15 protein-coding genes are annotated in these 24,295 nt (G+C 75.2%); 9 read left to right on the top strand and 6 right to left on the bottom strand.

Going from position 1 to position 24,295, the window contains the following annotated elements; all coding sequences use genetic code 11:
- Positions 1 to 199: 199 nt before the first annotated feature.
- The 4 genes from NQZ70_RS53015 to NQZ70_RS53000 all read right to left on the bottom strand — a co-directional run bounded on the left by NQZ70_RS53015 (position 200) and on the right by NQZ70_RS53000 (position 4,020).
- Complete coding sequence (locus NQZ70_RS53015; RefSeq protein ID WP_129581040.1) at positions 200 to 679, bottom strand: hypothetical protein; 480 nt, start codon at positions 677 to 679, stop codon at positions 200 to 202.
- A 4-nt stretch (positions 680 to 683) separates the two neighbouring features.
- Positions 684 to 2,069: an AAA family ATPase gene (locus NQZ70_RS53010; protein WP_061625190.1), complete on the bottom strand. Its 1,386-nt coding sequence runs from the start codon at positions 2,067 to 2,069 to the stop codon at positions 684 to 686.
- Between the two features lie 116 nt (positions 2,070 to 2,185).
- Entirely contained in the window at positions 2,186 to 3,121 is a 936-nt protein-coding gene (locus tag NQZ70_RS53005; RefSeq protein ID WP_129581039.1) for a DNA methyltransferase, read from the bottom strand.
- On the bottom strand, positions 3,118 to 4,020 hold the full coding sequence (locus NQZ70_RS53000) for a penicillin-insensitive murein endopeptidase (RefSeq protein ID WP_129581038.1): 903 nt from the start codon (positions 4,018 to 4,020) through the stop codon (positions 3,118 to 3,120). The genes NQZ70_RS53005 and NQZ70_RS53000 overlap by 4 nt, the downstream gene beginning before the upstream one ends.
- 267 nt (positions 4,021 to 4,287) lie before the next feature.
- Here NQZ70_RS53000 and NQZ70_RS52995 point away from each other — a divergent pair, with 267 nt between their 5' ends.
- On the top strand, positions 4,288 to 5,865 hold the full coding sequence (locus NQZ70_RS52995; RefSeq protein WP_129581037.1) for a hypothetical protein: 1,578 nt from the start codon (positions 4,288 to 4,290) through the stop codon (positions 5,863 to 5,865).
- Between the two features lie 218 nt (positions 5,866 to 6,083).
- Here NQZ70_RS52995 and NQZ70_RS52990 read toward each other — a convergent pair whose 3' ends face one another.
- Entirely contained in the window at positions 6,084 to 7,583 is a 1,500-nt protein-coding gene (locus NQZ70_RS52990; RefSeq protein ID WP_165374613.1) for a hypothetical protein, read from the bottom strand.
- On the opposite strand from NQZ70_RS52990, the gene NQZ70_RS52985 reads away from it, so the two are divergent.
- The 7 genes from NQZ70_RS52985 to NQZ70_RS52955 all read left to right on the top strand — a co-directional run bounded on the left by NQZ70_RS52985 (position 7,549) and on the right by NQZ70_RS52955 (position 21,803).
- On the top strand, positions 7,549 to 12,648 hold the full coding sequence (locus NQZ70_RS52985) for a tetratricopeptide repeat protein (RefSeq protein WP_129581035.1): 5,100 nt from the start codon (positions 7,549 to 7,551) through the stop codon (positions 12,646 to 12,648). The genes NQZ70_RS52990 and NQZ70_RS52985 overlap by 35 nt on opposite strands.
- A gap of 161 nt (positions 12,649 to 12,809) precedes the next feature.
- Entirely contained in the window at positions 12,810 to 14,300 is a 1,491-nt protein-coding gene (locus NQZ70_RS52980; RefSeq protein WP_129581034.1) for a serine/threonine-protein kinase, read from the top strand.
- A 142-nt stretch (positions 14,301 to 14,442) separates the two neighbouring features.
- Positions 14,443 to 16,836 carry a hypothetical protein gene (locus NQZ70_RS52975; protein ID WP_129581033.1) on the top strand — a complete coding sequence of 798 codons (2,394 nt, stop codon included), beginning with the start codon at positions 14,443 to 14,445 and terminating at the stop codon, positions 16,834 to 16,836.
- Positions 16,837 to 16,891: 55 nt separating this feature from the next.
- Positions 16,892 to 18,976, top strand: a complete 2,085-nt coding sequence (locus NQZ70_RS52970) for a serine/threonine-protein kinase (protein WP_129581032.1) — start codon at positions 16,892 to 16,894, stop codon at positions 18,974 to 18,976.
- A 97-nt stretch (positions 18,977 to 19,073) separates the two neighbouring features.
- Positions 19,074 to 20,177, top strand: a complete 1,104-nt coding sequence (locus NQZ70_RS52965; protein WP_129581031.1) for a serine/threonine-protein kinase — start codon at positions 19,074 to 19,076, stop codon at positions 20,175 to 20,177.
- A gap of 7 nt (positions 20,178 to 20,184) precedes the next feature.
- Positions 20,185 to 20,796 carry a hypothetical protein gene (locus NQZ70_RS52960; RefSeq protein WP_129581030.1) on the top strand — a complete coding sequence of 204 codons (612 nt, stop codon included), beginning with the start codon at positions 20,185 to 20,187 and terminating at the stop codon, positions 20,794 to 20,796.
- 8 nt (positions 20,797 to 20,804) lie between these two features.
- Positions 20,805 to 21,803 (top strand): MBL fold metallo-hydrolase, encoded by a 999-nt coding sequence (locus NQZ70_RS52955; RefSeq protein ID WP_129581029.1) that lies wholly within the window; start codon positions 20,805 to 20,807, stop codon positions 21,801 to 21,803.
- A gap of 46 nt (positions 21,804 to 21,849) precedes the next feature.
- Here the strand turns inward: NQZ70_RS52955 and NQZ70_RS52950 are convergent, their stop codons facing one another.
- Positions 21,850 to 22,563, bottom strand: a complete 714-nt coding sequence (locus NQZ70_RS52950; RefSeq protein ID WP_129581028.1) for a molybdenum cofactor guanylyltransferase — start codon at positions 22,561 to 22,563, stop codon at positions 21,850 to 21,852.
- Between NQZ70_RS52950 and NQZ70_RS52945 the strand changes: the two genes are divergently transcribed.
- Positions 22,562 to 24,124 (top strand): CapA family protein, encoded by a 1,563-nt coding sequence (locus NQZ70_RS52945; RefSeq protein ID WP_272827423.1) that lies wholly within the window; start codon positions 22,562 to 22,564, stop codon positions 24,122 to 24,124. The two genes, NQZ70_RS52950 and NQZ70_RS52945, sit on opposite strands and share 2 nt — an antisense overlap.
- The last annotated feature ends 171 nt before the right edge of the window (positions 24,125 to 24,295 follow it).

The raw sequence follows: 24,295 nt of genomic DNA, 5'->3' as shown, positions 1-24,295 counted from the left end.
TTGAAAGAGGCCGCTGCGCCTCTGGGCGGGGCCTTTCAAGGGCGAGGCTGCGTCCGCGCGCGATCCGGGCGGCGTTGCCGGGCGCCGAACGGCGAGGTCGCCTCCAGAGGGACGAGGCGCTGCGGAGGCGCAACGACGACGCCGAGATGCGGAGACCCACCGCGCTGAGAGCCGTTGCACGCTGAACGAGAGGACGCATCTAACGAAGCACGTCGCGCAGATCGCACGTCCCCCTCTTCACGGTCTTCACGAGCAAGGGGGCGGACGTGGCGCGCTCGAACTCGGCGCGAACGCGGCCGTGCTCCCGCGGCGACGCTACCCCCGAGCAGACGATCACGGCGCGGAGCTGCTCCGCGCGCGGAGCGCCGTCGCGCAGCGCCGCGGCGAGCTCTCGCCTCACCGCCAGCAGCGTCTCGCGGAGCTGGATGGCGCCGTCCGCGATCTCCTTCCCCTTGAGCTCGACAAAGAGGAGCAAGGGCGGCGCCGGGGGTCGTTTGTAGAAGAAGATCGCGTCGCAGGCGTGCGCCACACCGAACCGCCGTCGAAACTCCTGCGTGTCCGCGTGGAAGACGAGCACCGTCTCGCCGGCCTCGCGCTGCAGGCTGACCCGCTTGCCGGCCTCACCGTGGCTCGTGTCGCTCGTTCGAAGCGCGTTCCAGAGGAGGAAGTTGAGCGGCACGGCGTTACTTTGGCTCGGCCGCGAGGATGTGGCTGTAAAGGTTGCCGGTCTCGTCGGTCACCGCGCTGAAGGTGCGCCAGTCGATGCTCCGCTCCGCCGCGTCGTAGATGGACCGGACCACGCCGCCGTCGTCGAACAGGTAGGCCGCCACCCCCTCTGGATCGAGGAACGCCGCCGCCGACCCGAGCTTGAGGCGCGCCGCGATCTCGTCCCGACGGCCCGCGCCGACGCGGCTCGCCTCGATCAGGTTGTTGACGTGATCCAGCACGTAGGGGCTGTGCGTGGTGAAGACGACGCGGATGCCTTTGTTCACGAGCAGCGCGAGCAGCTCGGTGATGGCGAGCTGGGCCGCCGGGTGGGCGTTCATCTCGGGCTCGTCGATCACGAGCAGGTCGCCCGGCGAGGCGAGGTGCTTCAAATACACATCGAGCCCGGCGAGCGCGCGCACCAGCGACGACGCCGCGTGGATCGGGAGCTCCGTGTCGGGAGAACCGCCGAAGAGGAACGAGGGCCCGGCGCCGTGAGGGAAGAAGTGGAGCGGAGCTCCCAGGATGCGCTCCTCGAGCAGTCCCCAGGCCTGGCGTCGCTCCTCGATCTGCGCCTCCGTCGGCGCGAGCCGCTCCGGCCGGCGGAGCAGCTCCGTGAAGGCCACCACGGGGGACGCCATCACCTCCTCGAACTCGGGCCTCAGCAGCTTGTAGGTCGCGACGAGCGCCTTCCGCTCCGCCGGCAAGACGGCCACGTGATCGTGCAGGCACAACCCGAAGGCCGAGATCGCCGCGCTCAGCAGGAGGCTCCTGTCCCGATCGTCGCGCACCTCGAAGCGCTTGGGCTGCCCGGGCGGCTCGCTGCGCTCCGGGCGCCTGAGCGGTGTGAACGAGATGAAGCGCGCGAGGTCCTCGACGTCGATCCGCAACTCCTCGATGGGGCCGCCGCGCAGCTCCGACGGCGAGACATCGAGCATCGCCTCGGCGTCCCCCGAGGGCTCACGGTGGAGCCGGAGGAGATTCATGATGTCGAGCGCGTCCATCCGGAGCCGGACATCCCCCGAGAGGCCCCCCAAGAGCTCCGCACGCGTGACGCGCATGCTCACATCGGGCGCCCTGTGCGCTTCGCCCCGGTGGAACGAGGCCGCCCCGACCCGCTCCGCCGCTGCCCGGACGCGCGCGGCGAGCTCGGCGTGCTCAAATTCTGCGACGCGCGGCGCCGCTCGCTCGTGCAGCGCGTTCCACGAGGCCCCCGGGTCGAAGGTGAGCCTGCGCGCGAGCCCGTAGAGGCAGTAGGCCGCCCAGGTCTTGTTCGTGTTGTTCGGCCCCACGAAGATCGTGAGCGGCCGGATGTCGAGCTCGGCATGTGCGATGCGCCCGAGGTTGCGGATGCTGAGCTTCATGCGCTCGCAGGGTACGCGGCCCGATGTGGGAGGAGCAACCGGCGCTCTCGCGCGGCTCGCCCGCCCGCAACGCAGCCGGGATCAGCGATCGCGCCAGGACCTCCCGACACGCGGAGCTACGGCTCAGCCCCATCGCGGAGCGCTTCGGGGACCTCGAGCAGGCTGTACGCGATCCCCTCCCGGTCGAGCCGCTCCCGCGCCGTCGCGAACGCGAGCTGGCTGCGGTCGCCGCCGATGAAGCGGCGGCCGAGCCGCGCCGCCGCGACGAGCGTGGTGCCGCTGCCGCACATGAGGTCCGCGACCGTGGCGCCGGGCGCGGACGAGGCGCGGACGATGCGCTCCAAAAGCCGCTCCGGCTTCTGCGTGGGGTAGCCGGTGGCCTCGCGGCGCAGCGGGGTGTTGGCGACCATCCCGGGGATGTCGGTCCACACGCTCCCGAGCCGGCGGCCCTCGTCGGCGTAGTACCGGTACGCCTTCCCGCCGAGGACCCGCTCGCGGTAGAGCCGGCCGTCCTCGTCGCGGTGCTTGAAATGCATCGCGAGGCTCGTCTCGGCGAACGGCTCGCGGAGCATCGGATCCGCGGCGTTGTAGACGACCTGGCCGCGCTCGCTCGCCGCGCGGGCATAGAGGAGGATCGTCTGGTGCGTGACCGAGAAGCCGCGCGCGCCACGGCCGCCGTTGCCCGGCGCCCAGATGATCTCGCCGAGGAACGCGCCGCGGCCGAAGAGGCGATCGCACGCGACCTTCGCGTCGTGGACCGCGCGGTGATCGAGGTGCAAGTAGAGCGTCGCGCCCTCGGCCATGCGATCGCGGATGGCCTCGAGGCGCGGGGCGAGCATCGCGACGAGCGCCTCGGCGCCCGCGCGATCGTCGTACGCGTCCGGGCCGCTCTCCGGCCGGCGCCGCCCGCGCGCCTGGCCGCGCGCCGCCCGCGCGGCCATCGTCGTCCCGACGCCGAAGGGTGGGTCGAGGTAGACGAGATCGAACCGCACGTCGGCAGGGAGCGCCGCGCAGACGTCGGCCGCGTCGCCCAGGGCGAAGAGGTGGCTCACAGCGCGCTGTCGGGGGCCGCGACGCGGGAGCCCGCGGCGGCGCCCCCGGGCAGGAGGTCGTCGAGGATCGCGGCGGCGAGGTCGCCGTCCGGCGGCGGGACGAGCTGCGGGACCGCAGGCAGCCACGGCCAGTACGGGCCGCCGCCGAGGCAGCCGGAGAGGAACGCGTCCGGCGTGCACGCGACGCGGAGGTGGAGGTGATCGGCGTGCGCCGTGCTGTCGCCCGGCTGGAGCAGCACGCTCTCGGCGACCCAGACGAGCTCCGGATCCTCGCCGAGCGCGCGGGCATACTCGATGATCAGCGCCTCGAGCCAGCGGGCCACGAAGAGCCACTGGACGTGCGCGTCGGGCGAGCGGACGAGCGACTTCACGAGCAGCCACTCGCGCTCGACGTCGAGGCGGACGTACTCGTCCGGGCTGGACGACCCGGACGCCGCGGCGCCGCCGCCGATCCGCGCGAGCCCGTCCGGCCCGAAGTCGATGAAGCCGGGCGAGCGCACCGGGCGGCCGTCCGGGGTGAGCGCGTAGAGCAGGAGGTCCGCGTCGCGCCCGGTGCGGTGCGACCGGTGCCCGCGGGCGGCACCGCCGTGGCGCGCGGAGAGATCGCCGACGAGGAGCGGCTCGCCGCCCGGCCGCGCCCGCGCCACCTCGGCGGCGGCGCGCTGGACGGCGGCGACGAGCCCGGCCGTCCCCCACCGGACGCCGTTGCTGCGGAGCAGCCGGTAGCCCTCGCCCTGCCCCGGCAGCTCGACGGCGTCGGTGATGACGCCGTGGTGCGGCACGCCGATGGAGCCGCGGAGCGCAGGGGCGAGCGGCGTGGGAGACGCGCCGACGCAGGCCGCGCAAGAGAGCGCGACGAGCGCCAGCAGGAAGGTGGTGAGGACAGCACGGCTTCGCATGAGACGACGTTCGGGCGCGCCGTCGGCCCCCGCCGCGCCGGCCCGCGCTTCGGGCCCGCGGCGACGCCCCGGCGTCGGTCTTGCCGCGATACCCTCGCCGGGGCCGGAGGGAAAGTTCTCGTGGACGCGGCCCGGCCCGCCGCGCCCCCGCGCTCCGGGCCGGCAGGAGGGGCGGGGCCGGACCAGCGCGCGCCGCAGGAGGGGCGGGGCCGGACCGGCGCGCGCCCCCTGCCCTCACGGCGCGATCAGCGCTAACACGCACCGCCCATGGAGCCCAACCACCGCGCCCCCCAGGGGAACACGAGCGCGGATCGACGCCCGCCCACGCAGGATCGACGCCCGCCAACGCCGACGGCGGATCGGCGGCCGGGCGCGGAGGAAGAGCCGGAGGGCGTCGCATGGAAGGGCGCGCTCGCCGTCGCGCTCGTCGTCGGAGGCCTCGTCGTGTGGCGCGCCTGCTCCACGCCGGAGGGCGCCGCGAGCGACGCCGCCTCGCGGCCCGGCGCGAGCGCCGCGGCGCCCGCGGCGAGCGATCCGGCCGATCCCGCGGCGGCGCCGCAGCCGCCTCCGCCGCGCTGCGCGGCCGCGGGCGCGGCGCCGTTCGTCGTCGGCGACGCGCCGCCGCCCGCCCGCGCGCCCGACGGCGCGGGGGGCGGCGAACCGGAGGGCGCCGACGACCTCGCGCCGTTCGCCGTCGAGGTCGGCCGCGGGACGACGTTCTCCGGCGGGTTCGCGGTGGGCGCGCAGCGGGAGGCGGAGGGCGGGACCGTCGCGATGGTGGCCACGCTCTCGGCCGACGGCGCGCAGGGGAAGCTCGTCCGGCTCGCGCGATCGCGCGGCGACATGGATCCGCCGGTCGTCGCCGGCGCGGGCGGCGCGATCCTCGCCGCGATGCTCGAGCCGAACGCCGGCGGGCGCGCCATCAAGGTCGCCAGGATCGAAGGGGAGCACGTCACCTGGGGGGCCGAGCTCGCCGAGGGGCGGGACGAGTCGCTCGCGCTCGACATCGCGGCGTCCGGCGAGCGCGCGGTCATCGTCTGGGACGACGTGACCCGCGACGGCAAGCGGTCGCGGATCATGCTCGCCTCCGCCGACGTGGGCACGCTGCGCTCGGTCACCTCGGCCCGCCCCGTCTCGCAGCCGAGCACCGACGCCGAGATGCCGCGCGTGATCGGCCGGCCGGGCGGCTACTGGCTCGCGTACGTCGCGCGCGCCGAGGAGCCGGCGCGAAAGGCCGCGGAGAAGCCGACCGACGGCAACGAGGACACCGCGGCGGCCGGCGAGACGATCACCCACCAGTGGCTCGAGGTGGTCCCGCTCGACGAGAGCGGCGCGCTCACGTCCACGCCGCGCGCGGTCACGCCCAAGGACGGGCACGTCCTCGCATACGACCTGACGCTCGCCGGCGACGACGGCCTCCTCCTGGCCTTCCGCGACGACGACACGCCGAGCGGCTCGATCGGCGGGCGCATCAGCGCCGTGCTGGCGCGGCTCGGCGGCGCCAGCGAGCCGCGCGTGCTCGTCGGCGGCGATCGCGAGCAGGACGCCCCGCCGGAGGCGGCGCTGGGCGTGGGCGCCGGGGTCCCGGCGCTCCTCCCCGGCGTCCGGGGGAAGGGCGACGGCGCCGCCGCGTGGCTCGCGATCGCGAACGCCTCCGGGCCGACGCAGCTCGCGGCGCTCACGGCGCGGGGCGAGCTCGCGGGCGGGCTGCACGCGGAGCCGGCGCTCGGGCGCGGCGAGCCCATCGCGGCCTCCCCGGAGGCGCTGCTGGTGGCGCACCCGGCCGGAAAGGCGATGAAGCTCGGCCTGCTGCGCTGCGCCTCGACAGCCCCATCCAACAAGTAAACCAGCGCCGGATCTGGGAGCGCGCCCGCCTCGGTAGAGAGGACCGCGCGCGGCTCGAGCAGGCACCTGGACTGTGGATTGAGGGCGCGCGGATGTGTAGCATCCGCGACGGTGGCCCACGGGGACGATCCGCAAGAGGGAGCGTCGCGCCGGCCTGGCTTGCCTAGCTTGCCCGGAATGCCGGACCAAGCTGGCTGGGAAGCCAACGCCGACAACGCTCAAATGACGCGCGCGAGCGCGCAACCTTTGTCCGGCGCGAAGACGCTGCTCGTCGGCACAGGCGCGCCGAAGCTCGGCGCGCTGCCGAACGCGAACGCGCCGCCGGGCGGCGAGCCGTCGCCGGGCGCGAACGCGCCGGCGACGGCGACTCCGCTGCCGAACGCGAGCGCGACGGCGACGGCGACTCCGCTGCCGAACGCGAGCGCGTCGGCGACAGCGACCCCGCTGCCGAACGCGAGCGCGTCGGCGCCGGCGACGGCGACTCCGCTGCCGAGCGCGAGCGCGACGGCGACTCCGCTGCCGAACGCGAACGCGCACGCGTCGGCGACGGCGACCCCGCTGCCGAACGCGCCGGCGACCGCGAGCCCGCTGCCGAACGCGAGCGCGCCGCTGCCGCCGCCGAACGCGCCCGCAGGCGCGAGCGCGCTGCCGCCGCCGAACCCGCTGCCGCCGCCGAGCGTGCCGCCGCCGGGACCGAACCGGACGCCGGTCCCGAGCGCGCCCCCGCCAGGTCCGAGCCGGCCGCCGCCGCTGATCCGCCGCAAGGACGGCAGCGTCGCGACGGGCCCGCTGCCGCCGCCGCTGGCGCCGCCGTCGAGGCCCCCGCCCCCGCTGCCGAGCGGCGCGCCCAAGGCGCCGGCGTCGGCGCCCGGCACCCAGACCGGCGCTCCGCCGCCCGTGCCGCGCGGCGACGTGCCGCCGCCGGCCCGCGTGCCGCGCGTCCCGGGCCAGCGGCCGCCGAGCCCGAACCGCGCCCCCGGCAGGCCGGCGCCGGGCTCCCAGCCGGGCGCGCCGACCCAGACGTCGCCGGCGACCGTCAACTTCGACGCGACCGCGACGCCGATGCCCATCTCGGTCGACGCGACCGCGACGCCGATGCCCATCTCGGTCGAGCCGAGCTCGTCGCCGACGCCCATCTCGGTCGAGTCGATCGAGCCGATCGCGGTGCTCGAGCCCGCGCCCGACTCGGCCGCCGCGCCAGCGCCCCCGGCTGCGCCCGCGCCGGCCGCCCCGGCCGTGCCCTCGGCTGCGGCCGCCCCGCCCGCGCCGACCGCGCCCTCGGCTGCGTCCGCGCCGACCGCGCCGACCGCGCCCTCGGCTGCGTCCGCGCCGCCCGCGCCGCCCGCGCCCTCGGCTGCGTTCGCGCCGACCGCTCCGCCCGCGCTCTCGGCTGCATCCGCGCCGCCCGCGCCCTCGGCGGCGTCCGCGCCGCCCGCACCGCCCTCGGCTGCGTCCGCGCCGACCGCCACGCCCACGCCCCCCGCCCCGCCCGTCCAGCCGTCGCCGGCGACGGCGCGCTCGGCCGCGAGCCCGCCGGCCCCCGCGACGCCGCGCTCGGCCGCGAGCGCGCCCGCGCCTGCCCCGCAGGCCGCGCCCATCGCCGCGCCGGACCCGGTCGCGGAGCTCCAGCAGCGCGCCGAGCGGATCAAGGCCAGCGATCCGGTCGGCGCGGCGCGCGCCCTCGTGGAGCTCGGCATCCACGAGGAGCGGGTGCTCAAGGACATCGCCGCCGCGCGCCGCTCCTACGAGCAGGCGCGGCAGCTGTCCCGCGCGCTCGAGCCCGCGGTCTCGCGCGTCCATCGCCTGCTCGACGCGCGCACCGAGCTCGCCTTCGCGCTCGAGGTCGTCGAGGACAAGCTCCGCGTCGCGGACACCGACGCCCTCCGCGCCGACCTCCTCGCCGAGCGGGCGCGCCTGCTCCAGGCGCTCGGTCGAACGTCGGAGAGCTGCGACGCCTTCACCGAGGCGCTGCGGCTCGTCCCGCTCCACGCCGCGTCGCTGCGCGGGCTGGAGATCGCCCTCCGCCGCGAGAGCGCGCGCGGCTCCGAGCAGGCCGGAAAGGACCTCGCGGCGCACCTCGATCGCCTCGCCGACGCCTACGCCCCCGGGCGCGGGCGGCCCGACGGCGACGCCCAGCTCACCGCCTGGGTCCACGTCGAGCGCGCCGCCGTCCTCGATCGGAAGCTCCACAAACCGGAGCTCGCCCTCGCGGCCCTCGAGGGCGCGATCGCGTTCGACCCAGGGCCCGGCCCGGTGCGGGAGGCGCTCCGCCGCCACCTCGTGCACCACGACGGCATCGTCGGCCTCGTCAGCGCGCTCTCCCTGGAGGCCGAGCACGAGCGCGACGACGAGCGCGCGTCGCGGCTGCTCTACACGGCGGCGCGGCTGCTCATCGACAAGATCCGCTCCCCCGCCGACGCGGTGCCCCTCCTGACGCGCGCCTCCTTGCGGGCCCCGTCCGGCTCGCCGACGGCGCGGCGCGTGGTCAGCGAGCTGATCCGCCTGCTCGAGGCGAGCGGCGCGCTCGAGCTCGCCGCCAGCGTGCGCCAGAAGGAGCTCGCGCTGCTCACCGACAACGAGGCGATCGTCCACGAGCACGTCCGCCTCGCGGAGCTCTACGACACCCTCGGCAACGCGGAGCAGGCCGCCCTCCACGCGACGCGCGCGCTCGAGCTCGATCCCGAGGACGGCTCGACGCGGGAGCGGCTCGACCGCGCCCTCCAGCGCCTCGGCCACCACGCCGAGCGCGTCGAGGTGTGGACCGCCGTCGCCAACGCGGACCGGCCCGCGCACGTCCGCGTCGCGGCGCTCCTGCGCGCCGCGGACATCTCCGAGCACCACCTGAAGCGGCGCGACGAGGCGCTCGCCATCCTGCGCGCCGCGTGGGCGATCGACCCGGGCAACGGCTCGGTCTTCGACGCGCTCTCGGCGCTGCTCGCGCCGGATCCCCTCGCCGTCGAGGAGGACCCGCGCGGCGTGCAGGCGCGGCTCGACCTCTACACGCAGGCCGCCAGCGCGACGGACGACCCCGCGCGCAAGATCGGGCTGCTCGAGAAGCTCGTCTCCATCTGGGAGGACGAGCTCGCCCAGCCCGCCCGCGCCATCGAGGAGATCGAGAAGATCCTCGAGATCGACCCGGAGCGGCGCGCCGCGATCCTCGCGCTGCAGCGCAACGCCATGCGCGCGGGCGACGCGCAGCGGCTCGCGCGCGCGCTCTGCGCCGAGGCCGATCTCACGGGCAGCCCGGCCCAGCAGCGCCGGCTCCTCCTGCGCGCCGCCGAGGTCACCGAGCTCAAGCTCGGCGATCGCGATCGGGCCTCGTCGCTCGTCGACCGCGCGCTCGCGATCGATCCGGCCGATCCGGACGCGCTCCGCGCGCGCTTCCGCCTCGACGAGCGCGCCGGCCGGTACGAGGAGGCGCGGCGCGCGCTGGCCAAGCTCATCCAGCGCGACCCCGCGGGAGACGCGGCGTTCAGCCTCTGGATCGAGGTCGCGTCGCTCGACGAGCGGCGCCTCAAGAGGCCGCACAGCGCCGTCGAGTCGTACCGGGAGGCGGCGCGGAAGCGGCCGTCTCACCCGCTGCCCCGGATCGAGATCGCGCGGCTCCTCCGCGAGACCGGCAACTACGAGAAGCTCGTCGAGGTGCTGAGCGCGCTCGCGGACGAGACGCAGCGGCCCGACGACCACGCCCGGCTGCTCTTCCAGGCGGCCGAGGTGCAGGAGCTCGCGCTCGGCCGCGATCAGGACGCGCTGCGCCTGCTCGCCCGCGCCGACGCCGCGCTCGCCAGGAGCCAGCCCGATCCGGCGATCCTCGACGCCATGGAGCGCATCTACGTGCGCGCCGGGGGCGCCGGCTTCGGCGTGGGCCTCGGCGCGCCCGCCGCGCACCGGCCGGCGACCGGCGCGCGCGCGCCCAGCCTGCCGGGGATGTCCCACTCCATGGTCGCGAGCGAGCTCGCGGGGCTCTACGCGCGCTGGCTCGAGCGCAAGCCGCCGGCGCTCGTCGATCACGCGCTCCGGATCTCCCTCGCGCTGGTCCTCGCCGAGAACAGCCCGCGCCAGGCCATCGAGATCCTGGAGGGGCTCGTCGCCGTCGTGCCGAACCACGTCCCCGCGCTCCGCATGCTGGAGCAGCTCTACCGGCTGCTCGAGGCGCCGACGTCGCTCGCGACGGTCCTCCGCGCCGAGGCCGACGTGTTCACCTCGTCCGTCGCGCGCGGCGGCGCCCTCTGGGAGCTCGCGTCGCTCGAGGAGCAGCTCGGGCCGGGCGCGGCGCTCGAGGCGCTCGCGCGCATCGTCAAGGAGGCGCCGCGCGACGCGGCCGCGCACCTGTCGATCCTCCGCATCGCCGGCAAGAACGGCCCCTCCGATCCGGCCGGGGCGCGGGTCGAGGCCCTCTTCGCGAGCGCCATCCACGACAGCCGGGAGCTGACCGCCGACCCGATCGCGCGCGCGCTCTACTTCATCGAGGAGGCGCTGCTCGCGGAGGCGCAGGCCGACGCGGACCCCGCCGCCGCGCGCGCCGCGCTCGCCGGCTTCCAGAGCGCCCTCGCGCTCTGGCCGGAGAGCCTCCTCGCGGCCCGCGGGCTCGACCGGCTCGCGCAGCGCCTCGGCGATCGCGCGAGCGTGATCGCCGCGCAGCTCGCGCTCGCCGACCTCGTCCTCGGCGAGCCCGCGCGGGCGATGCACCTCGTGCGCGCGGCGGAGCTCACCGCCGAGGACGCGTCCCCCGAGGGAGCGGCGCGCGCGCTCGAGCTGTACGAGGGCGCGCTCCGCGCGGACCCGGGCTGCGTCGCCGCGGCGCGCGCGCTGGCCCAGCGGCTCGCGGGCGACCCGCAGCGGCTCACCGACCGCCTCGGCGAGGCGCTCGGCAAGGCCGCGAGCCGAGAGGCGATCTCGCTGCTCGGGACCGAGATCGCCCGGTCGGTGCTGCAGCACCACGGGCGCCCGGGCGCGATCGACCCGGGCGTGGGCATCGCGGCCGTCCGGCGCGTCATCGCGACGATCCCGAACGACGCGGCGGCGCTGCTCCTCCTCGCCCGGCTGCTCACCGCGCAGCGCGTCTGGCTGGAGGCCCGCGACGCCCTGAAGCGCGCCGTGAGCGCGGCGGCCGACGCCGAGACGAAGATCGCGGCGCAGTTCCTGATCGCCGATCTGTACGAGGGGCCGCTCGCGAACCCGGCGCTCGCCCAGGACGCGCTCCAGGCGGTCCTGTCGATCGACGCGCAGAACCGGCCCGCGCTGGAGCGGCTGCACAAGCTCGGCGTCACGCGCGGCGATCACGCGCTCGCGCTGCGCGCGCTCGGGCGCATCGTCGAGCTCTCGACCGACCCGGGCGCGCGCGTCGAGGCCGCGCTGCGCCTCGCCGACGCCTACCGCGACGCTGGCGACAACGCGGGCATGGTCCGCACGCTCTGCGAGGCGATCGTGAGCTCGCCGAGCAGCGACACGCGCGGGTGGACGGCGCTCGCCCGCCTCTACCGCGTCGACACGAGCGAGGGGGCGGCGGCGTACGCCAAGGCGCTCGCGCAGCTGATCGAGCTCGCCGGGGCCCGCCGCGTCCCGCCCGATCCGCGCTGGCTGACGACGCTCGGCCTGCTCGAGTCGACCCTGCTCATCCGGCCGCGCGACGGGCTCGCGCACCTCCAGCAGGCGGTCGCCCTCCCGGGCGCCCCGCCGGAGTCGCGCACGGCCCTCGGCCGCGGCCTCGAGGCCGCGGGGCGCAACTCGGAGGCGGTCCAGGTCCTGCGGGACGTCCTCACGTCCGACGCGGAGGTCTTGACCCGGCTCCCGGATCTCGGCCCCGCGCTCGCCGCGCTCGAGGCCGCGCTCGCCAAGGACGGGCGCGCCGAGGAGCGGGTCACCGTGGAGGAGGTGCGCGCCTGCCTCGGCGAGGTGGCGCCCGAGCGCATGGCCCGGCTTAGGGGCCGGCGCGTCCCCTCGGAGGCGCCGTACGCCGGGGCCTTCGCCGGCCCCGAGATCGGCCGGCTGCTCCTCCCGGAGGCCCGGAGCCCGTGGATCGACGTGGCGCTCGCGATCGCGCCGATCACCGCTAAGGCGATCCGCTTCGAGCTGAGCAACCTCGGCATCAGCTCGCGCGAGCGGGTCAGCCCGCGCGACAACCACCCGACGCGGCAGCTCGCCGAGCGGGTCGGCCGCGCGCTCGGCATCGAGGCGTTCGAGCTCTACCTCGTCCCGTCGTGGCAGGGCGCCGCCCGCGTCTTCCCGGGCGATCCCCCCGCCGTCGTCGCGCCGACGTCGTTCACGGAGCTGCCGGAGCTGGAGCAGACCTTCGCGCTCGCGCGCCTGTTCGCGCGGGTCGCGGTCGGCTTCACGTTCCTCGACGAGATCCCGGCCGAGGCCACCGACGGCCTGCTGCTCGCGTCGATCCGCACGATCGACCCCGGCTTCGGCTCGGGCGCCGTCTCGCCCGCGCGCGAGCACGCCACCCAGCAGATGCTCCCGGGCGTGCAGCGGGCGATCGGCCGCCGGCAGCGCAAGATGCTCGAGGAGGTCGCGTCGACCGTCAACGTGTCCTACGACGCGCGGGCGTTCGTCATCGGCCTGCGCCGGAGCGAGTACCGCATCGGTTACCTGCTCTGCGGCGACGCGCTCGCCGCGGTCGACTACCTCCGCCGGTACGATCGCGACATCGCCCGCTCGACCGAGGAGCCGCGCCTGCTCCTGCAGCACCCGGTCGCGAACGAGCTCCTGCGCTACGCGCTCTCGGCCGAGGCCTACGCCGAGCGCCGCCGCGCAGGCTCGGTGTGGCCGGCCGTCTAGGCCGCACCACCTCATCTCCGACGACAGCAGCGCACACGGGCGCTGCGCCCCTCGAACAAGCCCGCTGCGTCTCTCGCGTATTTGTCCGACGTGAGCGGCGTTATCGCGTCCGAGGCGCGCGGCGCCGGCCGCCCGGGCGGCGCGTGGTATCCTGTCTCCGCGTGACCAACAACCTGGTCCCGGGCGCCCTGGTGGCGAGTCGCTATCGGGTCGATCGCCAGCTGGCCGAGGGAGGCATGGGGGTCATCTGGGCCGCCACCCACCTCGCGAGCGGCGAGCGTGTCGCGTTGAAGCTGCTGCGTCCCGGCGCGACGGAGGACGCCTCGACCCGCCGGCGCCTGCTCCGGGAAGCGCGCGTGGCCGCCGCGGTCGATCACCCGAGCGTGCCGTCCATCCACGACGTGCTGGAGCTCGACAACGGGACGCCGTTCCTCGTGATGGACCTGCTCGAGGGGGAGTCGCTCCGCGACAGGCTCGTGCGCGAGTCGCGGATCCCCCTCCCCGAGCTGTCGCGCATCCTGCTGCCGGTCGTCTCCGCGGTCGGCACCGCGCACGCCCTGGGCATCGTCCACCGCGATCTCAAGCCCGACAACATCTTCCTGCTCGCGCCCGACGCGGCCGCGCCGCCGGGCGCGCCCGGGGCCGACCCCGGCGCCGGCGCCGCCGACGAGAGCTGCAGCGTCGCGCCGGCGCCCTGCGTCCCGGACGACGACGCGGGCGCCCGGGTCAGGGTGCTCGACTTCGGCATCGCCAAGCTCACGGCGGCGCACGGCGAGACCGGCTGGACCTCGGGGCGCACCGGGACCGGCGAGATGCTCGGGACCCCGTATTACATGTCGCCCGAGCAGATCCTCGGCGAGCACGACGTCGATCACCGCGCCGACATCTGGTCGCTCGGCGTCATCCTTTATGAGTGCCTCACCTCGGTCCGGCCCACCGAGGCCGAGAACATGGGCAAGGTGCTGAAGCGCATCTTGACCGGCGCGATCCGGCCGATCGGGGAGATCGCGCCCGCGCTGCCCGCCGACGTCGCGGCGATGATCGATCGCATGCTGCGCCCGGACCGCGCGCAGCGCCCCGCGGATCTCCGCGAGGTCGGCGCGCTGCTCGCGCGCTACGCGGGCGTCGCGCTCCGCCCCTTCGGCCCCCCCGCGGCGCCGAGGGAGCCGGAGAGCAGCGACGCGCTCGCCCCGAGCGCCCGCGTCAGCGACCCGGGCGCCCGCATCAGCGACGCGTTCTCGACCGGCGCCGCCGATCTGGACGGGGAGGCTTCCACCGCGACGCTGCGCGCGGGCAGCCTCCTGCCGGCGCCGCCGTCGAGCTCTCCGATGTCCGCGCGCCGCGCCGCCGCGGTCGCCCTGGAGGCGGCGCGAGGCGACGCGGCGACGAGCGAGGCGGCCGCGCTCCTCGACGCGCGCGCGGCCGCCTCGCCGGCGAGGGCGCGCGCCACGAAGACCGCAGGGCTCAAGCTCGTCGCCGCCGGCGTGCTCATCGCCGCCGGAGCAGGCCTGTCGCTGCTGCGCTGTTCGACCTCCCGGGCCGAGGAGGCGCGGCGCCTCCTCGCGCCGGCCGCGAGCGCGCCGAGCGACACCGACGCTCCGCCGCGCGCCGAGGTGCGCATGCCAACTACGGATCAGCCGGAGATGCATTGAAGGGATCACCCGAACACCGCGCGTACGGATTGCCCTGACTGCTGTCGTAACGCATTGAGACGGCGTTCGGGCAGAGTCGGATTCCTGTTGCGCCGCGCTCCTGAACGGGGTGACGCTCTCTCACCTTCTTTAGGAGAGAGGCATGCCTACCGAAGTCATCGTCCGGATCCGTTCCCCCCGCGGGATCGTCGACCTGCCTGGCACGGTGGACGCCGTCGGACCGGCCGCGTCGTCGGCGTTCGAAGAGCGCAAATCCACGCCGGGCATTCACCTGCTGGCGGCGGCGACGAGCGACAGCGATTATGCCGTCTCGCTCCAGGCGCCGGTGCCCTCCGAGAGCCTCACGGCGCTCCGGGAGCGCGAGGGCAAGCCGGTGCTCGTGATCTTTCCGGGGCGCACGCCGGTGCGCCGGCGGCTTCAGGCCGTGTCCGTCTCGACGGTCGAGGTGGTCCCGGATCAAGGCGTGGCGTCGCAGGCGGCCCCGCTCGACCTGACCGCCGGGCGCGAGGGCGCCGCGCCGCTCTGGCTCCTGCCCGTCGGGGTGTTCAGCACGAGCCCGGCCCTCGGCCCCGACGGGCCCGCCGCCCGGGACGCCCTCGTCACCGCCGCCCGGTGGATCTCGTCGCGGCGGACGAGCACCTTCACCCAGCTCTTCCCGCCGAGCGCGTTCCATCCGGAGGAGCCGGTGCGCAAGGAGCGGCTCTCGGCGGGCCGGGGCATGGCGCTGCTCGATCAGGCGCGGGGGGCGATCGAGGTGGCGGCCGTGGGCGGCGAGGAGGCGAAGCGCGATCCGGTCGGGGCCGCGACCCTGCGCTCGGCGGCGGTGACCGTCCTGTCGCACCTCATCGCGACGTCGCTGGACGACCGCGGCTTCGCGCCGGTCGCCGAGCGCGCCGCCGAGGAGATCTTCGCGCTGATCGAGCGGGAGGCGGGCGACGAGACGGCCCGGCCGGCGCTGCGCGCCCACGCGATTCACCTGCTCCAGCTGCGCGCGCCGGCGCTCACGGCGGCCCAGCAGGAGCGCGCGCGGGGGCTCGTCCGCGGGCTGCTCCGCGAGGCGCCGCCCTACGACGAGCTCACGGGCCCGTGGAATTTCGCCATCTGCAGCGCCTCGGAGTTCCACGAGGGCGAGTGCCGCATCCTCGTGTCGACGTACGGCTTCAAGCAGATCCCGCTCCCGCCCGAGGCGCCCCCGTCGCCGAGCGGCTGGAGCCCTTACCGCGCCTTCGAGGCCCCGTTCAAGACGCCCGCCGGCGAGCCCATCCGCGTCTTTGCCCGCACGGCCATGCCGCGCGACGAGAACCTCGAGATGGGGATGACGTTCTTCATCGGGCTGCTCATCAACCGGCACGCCCAGCTCGGCGCCTTCGATCTCCGCGCGGCCGCGGTGAAGGTGCGGCAGGAGGGCTACAAGCTGATGATGAACTCGCAATGCGCGGGGCTCACCACGCGCTTTGCCATCTCCCAGATGTTCCCTGACGCGGACATCTATTCATCGTGGGACTCGACGTATTTCCGGGTCGGGTCGGACGGGGCGGTCAGCTCGTCGGAGGGGATCGATTGCTTCGTCGCCGCGCTGCGCGGGATGAGCGAGCGCGCGTCGCACGCCGAGCTCGACGCGCGCATCCGTAAGGCGCAGTGGCACCACCCGCAGGCGCAGGTCCCCGGGTTCACGCAGTTCGTCGGGCCCTCGCACCCGCTCGTCGTGGCCCGCTACTCCGACGTGAACCGGGACGGGCGCGCGGATTACTACGACGGCTTCCTCGACTTCCAGCTCACGGAGATCGCCGAGGACATCGGGGCGTCGATGACGCCGCGCGACCCGGGGGTGAGCGCGTCGCAGATCAGCGGCGACGCCGCGGCGGGCCTCAACTGGGCGGCGGGCAGCCTCAATCGCGTGGCGCAGTACTCGGACATCTGGGCCGGGCTCGCGGGCCACAGCGAGCTCTATTATGTCTTCCAGTCCGGCGGCTTTTACAGCCACCGCGAGCCGCCGCACGACGTGCCCACCGGCAAGGCCGCGCAGCAGGATCTCGGGCGGCTCCCGGCGGTCACCCGCTATCAGGAGACGAAGGACGCGCTCGGCGGCCTCTCGGTGGAGGTCATGTTCCACAGCCACCTGAGCCACGCGGCCCAGGAGCTGAAGCGCCTGCTCTGCGCGGCCGACGCGATGCGCCGCGCCTTCGATCTCGGCTACCTCTCGGGCGGAGAGGCGCTGTCGACGCCGCGGGGCCAGCGCTGCGCCATGCTCCTCACGATGGCCGGTCTCCTGGAGTTCCCCGCCGATCAGAACTTCATCGACGGCCTGTGGTCGATGGCGCTCAAGGCGCTGCGGCTCCCGGAGGTCTCCCGCAGCACGGTGCGCGCCTGCATCACCGACGAGGATCACGAGGCGTCGAACTACTACGGTTCGCGGCGCGGGCTGGGCCAGCTCCTGGCGGCGCTCGAGAAGAGCGATCCGGTGACGTTCGAGCAGCTCGGCGCGGACGATCCGCTCGTCGGCCGCCTCGCCGAGATCGACCTCGGCGGGGCTTGACGCCGGCGCGCCCGATGCTTGAGGCGCTCAGTCCATCGTCGTACACTCGACGGCAATGAGGTTGTTGCAGGCCGTCGCGCGGATCGGGCTGAAGCCAGGGGACGATCCGGGGCTGCGCCAGCGCAAGGTGATTCTCACGGTCACGGCCGCGCTCAAGGCGGCCGCGTGCCCCGTCTGGGCGATCGCCTATGCGGCGAGCGGGGATGTCCGCTCGGGGGCGATCCCGCTCGGCTACGTGGTTTGCACGGTCCTCAGCCTGGTGCACTTCGCCCGGACCAAGGCGTTTTCGGGCTTTCGCTTCCGCCAGGCGCTGCTCATCTTCGCGCTGCCGTTCCTCATGCACGCGAGCCGGGGCGGGTTCGTCGCCTCGAGCGGCGTCGTCCTGTGGGCGCTCCTCGCGCCGCTGACGTTCTTGCTGTTTCACGGGTCGCGCGCGTCCATCCCCTGGTTCACCGCCTACGCGCTCCTCGTGGTGCTCGCCGGCGCGGTGGATCCCCTGCTCGCGGCGCACGCGCCGCCCTCGCCCCCGGCCCTCATCGCCTGCTTCTTCGCGATGAACATCCTCACGGTGTCGGCCATCGCCTACGCCGCGGTGCAGTACTTCGCGCGCCAGCTCGCGGAGGAGCAGGAGAAGCTCGCGGAGCTCGTCGCCTCCTCGGCGCAGGCGCTCGACGACGTGGCGACGTGGTCGTCCGCGGCGGCGGCGCAGGTCGCGGCGGCCATCGGGGCGCGCGAGGTCGCGGTGTGGAAGGCCGAGGAGCAGCGGATGGTCAGCCTGACCGAGACCGCCACCGAGGCCCCGTCGGCCGAGGAGCTCCGGAGCGCCGCGCTCGCCAGGCGATCGCTCCCGAGGTCGTCGGACGTCGTGGTCCCCGTCGTCGGCCTGTCGGGCGACGTCCACGGCGCCCTGGTCGTCGTCGGGAGCAGGGTCGCGTGGAGCGACACGACGAGGCGCCTGGTCGACTCGTTCGCTCACCACCTCGGCAGCGCGCTCGAGCTGTCGCGCCTGCGCAAGGAGCTCGCCGGCGCGGCGGAGCGACGGAGGGCGACCCTCGAGGACATGGTGGGCCGCGGGATCGACGTCCTGCACATGTGCCCGAGCTGCCACCGCTGCTACGACCAGAACGCGCAGCAGTGCAGCGACGACGGCGCCCCGCTGAGCATGCCGCGGCCGTTCCCTTACCGCGTCGCGGGGCGATATCGCCTGACCCGGGTCGTCGCCGAAGGCGGCATGGGCCGGGTGTTCCAGGCCCACGACGAGCGGCTCGGGCGCATGGTCGCCATCAAGGCCATCCGGACAGAGCACTTCCACAACGACGACGTGCGCGCGCGCTTCGAGCGGGAGGCGCGCCTCGTCGCGCGCATCCAGCACCCGTCGGTCGTCGAGGTGTACGACTCGGGCGAGCTCGAGGACGGCTCGCGCTACATCGTGATGGAGTGGCTGGACGGCTGCAATCTGGCGCACGCCATGCGGCACAACGGGCCCGGGACGCCGCCTCAGGTCGCGCTCCTGCTGCGCGAGGGGGCGTCGGCGCTCGCGGCCGCGCACGCGGCGGGGCTCGTGCATCGCGACGTGAAGCCGGAGAACATCCACCTGGTCCCGTCGACGTCTCCGGGCGGCTTCCGCGTGAAGATCCTCGATTTCGGCATCGCCAAGGAGATGTCGGCCGACGCCTTCGCGACGTCGACGGGCATGTTCCTGGGGACGCCGCTCTACATGGCGCCCGAGCAGGCGAGCGGCAAGCCGGTGGACGCGCGCTGCGATATCTACTCCTTCGCGGCGGTCGCCTACCAGGCGCTCACCGGGCGGCGCGTCGCCGGCGGAGAGGACATCTCCACGGTCCTGTCGAGCCTCTCGCGCGCCGTCCCGCCGCCGGTCTCATCGCTCCTCCCGGAGACGCCGCCGGAGGTCGACGACGCCTTCGCCAGGGCGCTCGCGCTCTCGCCCGCCGAGCGCCCGGACAGCGTCGAGGCGTGGGTGAGCTCGTTCGTCGACCGGCTCGACGGGCTGCCCCGGCGTTGCCGGGGCTGGCGCATCTCGGGCGTCACGCACGATCTGGACGACTTCGGCTGCGTCGACACGGTCCGGATCAACGAGCCCGCGGCGGGGCTCCCGTCGGCGACGCCGCGCGCGTCGTGAGCGCGCGGTAACGCGGGGCACCGTACGTTGCCCCGCGCGCGGGAGGTGGGGCCTTGCAAAGAGGCCCGCGGTGGGGCTATGCCCGGAACGGGACCTCATGCTGTGCCCTCGCTGCCACCGGCGGTACGCGGACGATCACCGCTTCTGCCCGCACGACGGGGAGAGGCTGGTCCAGAGCCTCGACATCCGGCGGATCCGGGCGCAGCCCACCGAGCACGTGGGCGCCGTCGTCGCCGATCGGTACCGGGTGCGGGGGCTGATCGGCAGCGGCGGCATGGCGCAGGTGTTCCTGGCCGAGGACGCGCAGGGCGGCGCGCCGGTCGCGCTGAAGCTCCTGGAGCCGAGGTTCCGCCGCGAGCCCAAGGTGAAGGCGCGGTTCCTCCTCGAGGCCAAGGCCGCGGCCACGGTGGTGCACCCGCACATCGTCGAGGTCCTCGACATCGGCCTTCACGAGGGGTCTCCGTACCTCGTGATGGAGTTCCTCTTCGGAGAGTCGCTGAGCTCGCTGCTCCTGCGCGAGAAGCGGCTGTCGCCGGAGGCCGGCGTCCCCATCCTCCTGCAGGCCGCCGCGGGCCTCGGCGCGGCGCACCGCGCGGGGATCGTCCACCGCGACGTGAAGCCCGCCAACGTGTTCCTCGTGGGCGAGAAGGGCGACGCCTGGGCGGCCAAGGTCGTCGACTTCGGGTTTGCCAAGCTGTACGAGCACTCGGGGCTCACCCAGGCCGGGGTGACCGTCGGCACCCTGGAGTACATGGCGCCGGAACAGACCATCAGCGACCCGCCCGACGCGCGCACGGACGTCTACGGCTTTGGCATGCTCATGTACCGGATGTTCTCCGGCCGGCTCCCCTTCAGCGTCGCGCGGGGCTCCTCCCAGGCGCTCTCGCCGGCCATGGAGGAGGCCATGGTGCTGGCCAATCAGCTCATGACGCCGCCCCCGCCGCCCAACCTGGGCGCGAGCCCGGTGGCGAGGTCGCTCGAGGCGGTGATCCTGAAATGCCTGCGCAAGCGGCCGGAGAACCGGTATGCCTCGATGGAGGCGGTCGTCGAGGATCTCGGCCGGCTCGGCCGGCCGGGCGCGCTGTCGGCGGACGCGCCGCTCGCCTCGCCCGACGTGTACGCCGCGCGGACGCCGTATGGAGAGCACGCGGCGCGGTTCCTGTACAAGCAGCTCGGCAGGGTATACGGCGCAGCGCCGTAGTCGCGACATGCCCCGACCGCGCCGCTCCGCACGACGCAGCGCCCCTGCGCTGGCCGCCTGCGCCGCCCTCCTCGGCTGGCCGCTCGCCGCGGGCGCGGCGCCGGAGGGCCCACGCCAGGCCGCCGCGGCCGCCGCCACGGAGCCCGATATCCGCCTCACCCTGCCCTGGCTCCTCGTCCAGCTCGTGCCGAGCCCCGAGCTGTGGATCGGCTCCGGCGAGGCGCATTTCGGGGTCCGCTGGCAGGTGACCCCGCTCCTTTACTCGTTCGGGATGAACCGCAAGCTCTCGCCGTGGCGCGCGTTCGTCGTGGAGCCGCTCACGCGCCACTCTGGCTCGCTCGAGCTCTTCGGCTCTCCCGAGTACATCGCCCGCCCGGGCGCGCTCGGAGAGCGCTGGATCCTCCGGGGCGGCGTCCGCGCCTATTTCCCGCTGCTCCACCGGGGAGATTACCTTTCCTGCTCGCTCGGCGGCTCGGCGATCTACGCGCGCGAGCGGCTGGGCGCCGCGTACGAGGCGGGGGTCTATACCCTCTTCGGCGCCCTGGGCGCCCAGGTGACAACCACGCCGACAGCCGCCTTGCGATCGACAACGATCACGCTCAGCATTCGTTATTTCTGACGCCGCGCATGGCTCATCGCCCCTCCTCGACGCCTGCTCGCCTGCTCGCCGCGGCGCTCCTCGCGCTCGCGGGCCTCTCGTGCGTGCCGGCGCGCATCCTTGCGGGCAACATGGGGGTCCTGTTCGACAGCCCGCGGCCCGTGCCGAACAAGGTGCACGCGCCTTACCGCCCGGAGGCGCGGCTCGCCGTTCTCTGGGTCGGACACGCGACCGCGCTCGTCCAGATCGACGACAAGCTCATCCTGACCGACCCTGTCTTCACGGACACCGTGGGGCTGATCGCGAAACGGCTCGTCGAGCCGGGGCTCGATCCGGAGGACCTGCCGCCCGTCGACGTCGTCCTCATCTCGCACATGCACTTCGACCACCTCTCGCTGGGATCGCTGTCCCTGATCGAGCCGAAGGTCCGGACGCTGCTCGCGCCCCGGACCGGGCTCGTCTATGTGCCCAATTACCGCTTCGAATCGGTCGAGGTCCCGACCTGGACGACATGGCGGCAGGGCGATCTGAAGATCACCGCGGTCCCCGTGCGGCACTCCGGCTATCGCTACGGGCTCGACCGCGACTGGATGACCGAGAGCTTCACGGGCTATGTCGTCGAGTACCATGGGATCACGGTCTATTTCGGCGGCGATACCGCCTACGATCGCGATCTCTTCGTCGAGACGCGCGCCCGATTCCCCTCCATCGATCTGGCCCTCATGCCGATCGCGCCGGTGGGGCCGCGCGAGTTCATGGAGACCAAGCACGTCGACCCGGCGGAGGCGGTCCAGGCCTTTTTCGAGCTCGGGGCGCGGCGGATGATGGCCATCCATTTCGACACCTTCATCAACAGCACCGACACGTTCGGCCAGGCGCCCCGCGAGCTCCGGCGCGTCATGGCGGCGCGCGGGCTCGGGCCGGATCGGGTGATCGTGCCCAGGCACGGCGAGCAGCGGATCCTGATCGCGAGGGGCGCTCCCGGCGGCGCGGCGGGGGCGAGCGCCCTGGCGCCGCACCCGAGATAGCCGGCTCAGCAGCGCCCGCCGCGCCCGGTCCATCCCAGGCCGCGGCTCACGGGCCGCCGGCGCCCTGCCCCGCAGCCTCCGCGCCGGAGAGCTCGCGCAGGGCCGCCGCGTACTCCTCGGGGGTGTTCACGTTGCGCAGCGAGCGCAGCTCCGGATCGGCGGCGCGGAGCGCGGGATCCTCGAGCAGCAGCGCCGGCCCGGCGACCAGCGTGCGCGCCCGCGCGAACAGGGAGGACAGCCGCAGCTGGTCCTCCGCGAGCAGGGCCGCCGCCTCGGCGCGCACCGCGCAGGCGTACACCGCGGCGAGCGGGTGATGGCGCCCGTCCACCTGCGGCACCGCGATGGCATGGCCGCCCGCCTGGAGGTCCGCGAGGCGCCGCACGAAGGCCGGGTGCAGGAAGGGGGCGTCGGTCGAGGTGACCGCCGCCCGCTCGGCGAGCGGCGCGACCGCGTCGAGCCCGGCCGCGATGCCCTGCATGGGCCCGCGGCCCTCCACCGGATCGCGCACGAGCAGCACCCCGTCCGGCAGCGGCGGCAGCGCCTGCCCCGGTGCCGCGACCACCGCGATGGGCCAGGCCGCCTCGCCGAGGCGCCGCACGACCCGCTGGAGGAGCGCCTCGCCGCCGAACGGCAGCCACGCCTTGGGGCGACCCATCCGGCGGCTGTGCCCGCCGCACAGCACCACGCCCGCGAGCCCGGCCACGCGGCCCGCCGCGCCGCGCTCGGCGCCCTGCGCCATGAGGAGCTGCTCCCGCTGCATGGTCACCTCGGCCGCAGCATGGGCGCGCCCGCGGGCGCCGGCCACCGGGATCGCGGCGGCGCGCGGGACGGCGGCGGCGCGCGGGACGGCGGCGGCGCGCGGGACGGCGGCGGCGCGCGGGACGGCGGCGGCGGCGACGGCGGCGGGCGGCGACGGCGGCGACGGCGACGGCGACGGCGGCGGCGGCGGCGACCCGATGCATGCGCCTGCGTTTCGCCGAGCTGGGCGGCCCCTGCCCGGGGAGGTCCGCGCGCCCGGATTGTTGGGCGCCAGCGCGCGCCCGTGGATAATGCGCGCCGAGAAGCCGCTCGAGATGCGCTCCGCCCCTTTCTTCCTCGCGATGTGCGCCGCGGCCGCGCAGATCGGCTGCGAGCGGCCCGCGAACGTGGGCGCCGGTCTCGCCCCGCCGCCCGCCGTCGCGGCGGCCGCGCCCCGCGACGCGGCGGCGCCTCGCGACACGCCCGCCTCCGCCGCGCCGGCCGCCGCCTCCGCCGCGCCGGCCGCCGCCGCGCCGGCCGACGCGATCACGCTCATCGCGGGCGGCGACGTCTGCCTCGGCAAGGCGCTCGGCCAGGAGCTGCTCCGCAATCCGGCGCACGATCCGTTCGCCCCGGTCGCGGCGCTGCTCGCCTCCGCCGACGTCCGCTTCGTCAACCTCGAGAACCAGCTCAGCGACCAGGGCGGGGAGACCCAGCACCGGCTCCAGCCGCTCGTGTTCACGGGCCCGCCCGTCGGCGCGGACGCGCTCGCGCGCGCCGGCATCAGCGTGGTGTCGCTCGCGAACAACCACATGTGGGATTACGGCAAGAAGGCGTTCCTCGAGACGCTCGACCACCTGGAGCGCGCGGGCGTCCCCTACGTGGGCGCCGGCCGGACGCGGCAGAGGGCCTACGCGCCGGTCGTCGTCGAGCGCCGCGGCTTCCGCGTCGCGGTGCTCGCCGTGACCGGCATCTGGAACCAGGGCTCGCTCTGGGAGCACCCGGCGCGGGCGTTCGTCGCCGCCGCGGAGCGGGACGGGCTCGCCGCCGCGGTGCGCGCCGCGCGCAAGCAGCCCGGCGTGGACGCCGTCGTGGTGAGCTACCACGGCGGCACCGAGTACCTGGACACCCCGCTGCCCCCGGCGCGCGCGCTCGCCGCCGCCGCCATCGACGCCGGCGCCGACGCCTTCCTCGGCCATCACCCGCACGTGCTCCAGGGCATCGAGCTCCGCCGGGGCCGGCCCATCTTCTACAGCCTCGGCAACTTCATCATGAAGCTGAAGAGGACCGGCCCCGCGGTCGAGCTCGGCATGCTCGCCCGCCTGCGCCTGCGGCGCGGCGCGCCGCCCCTCGCCGAGATCTGCCCCGTGCGCAGCGAGGGCCTCGGGACCGTCCCGCTCGCGGCCGACCCGCGGCGCGCCGAGACGGAGGCGGCGTTCGCCGAGCGGATGCGCCGCGTCTCGGCGTTCGTCAAGGGTGAGCCGGCGATCGGCCCCTTCGACGAAGGCGGCTGCGCGCGGCTCGAGCCCGCCGCGGAGGCCGCCCCCGCCTCGCCGCCGAAGGTCGCCGGGCCGATCCGCTGAGCGCGTGGATGAGCACGCCACGGATCACGCCAAAGCCGTGTCCGAACGGCAAGGCGCGTCGGACAAGCGGAATCGTCGTTCGTGCGAACCTCTGGCACCGCGCCGCCGGAGGATCAGTCCGCCAGCTCGGCCGTGAGACCAGCACGCAACTACCACACCGTCGGGCTGTGA

It is taken from the genome of Sorangium sp. So ce836, from assembly GCF_028553905.1.
Classification (GTDB): Bacteria; Myxococcota_A; Polyangia; order Polyangiales; family Polyangiaceae; genus Sorangium; species Sorangium cellulosum_D.
This window is presented reverse-complemented; position numbering and strand designations above follow the sequence as displayed.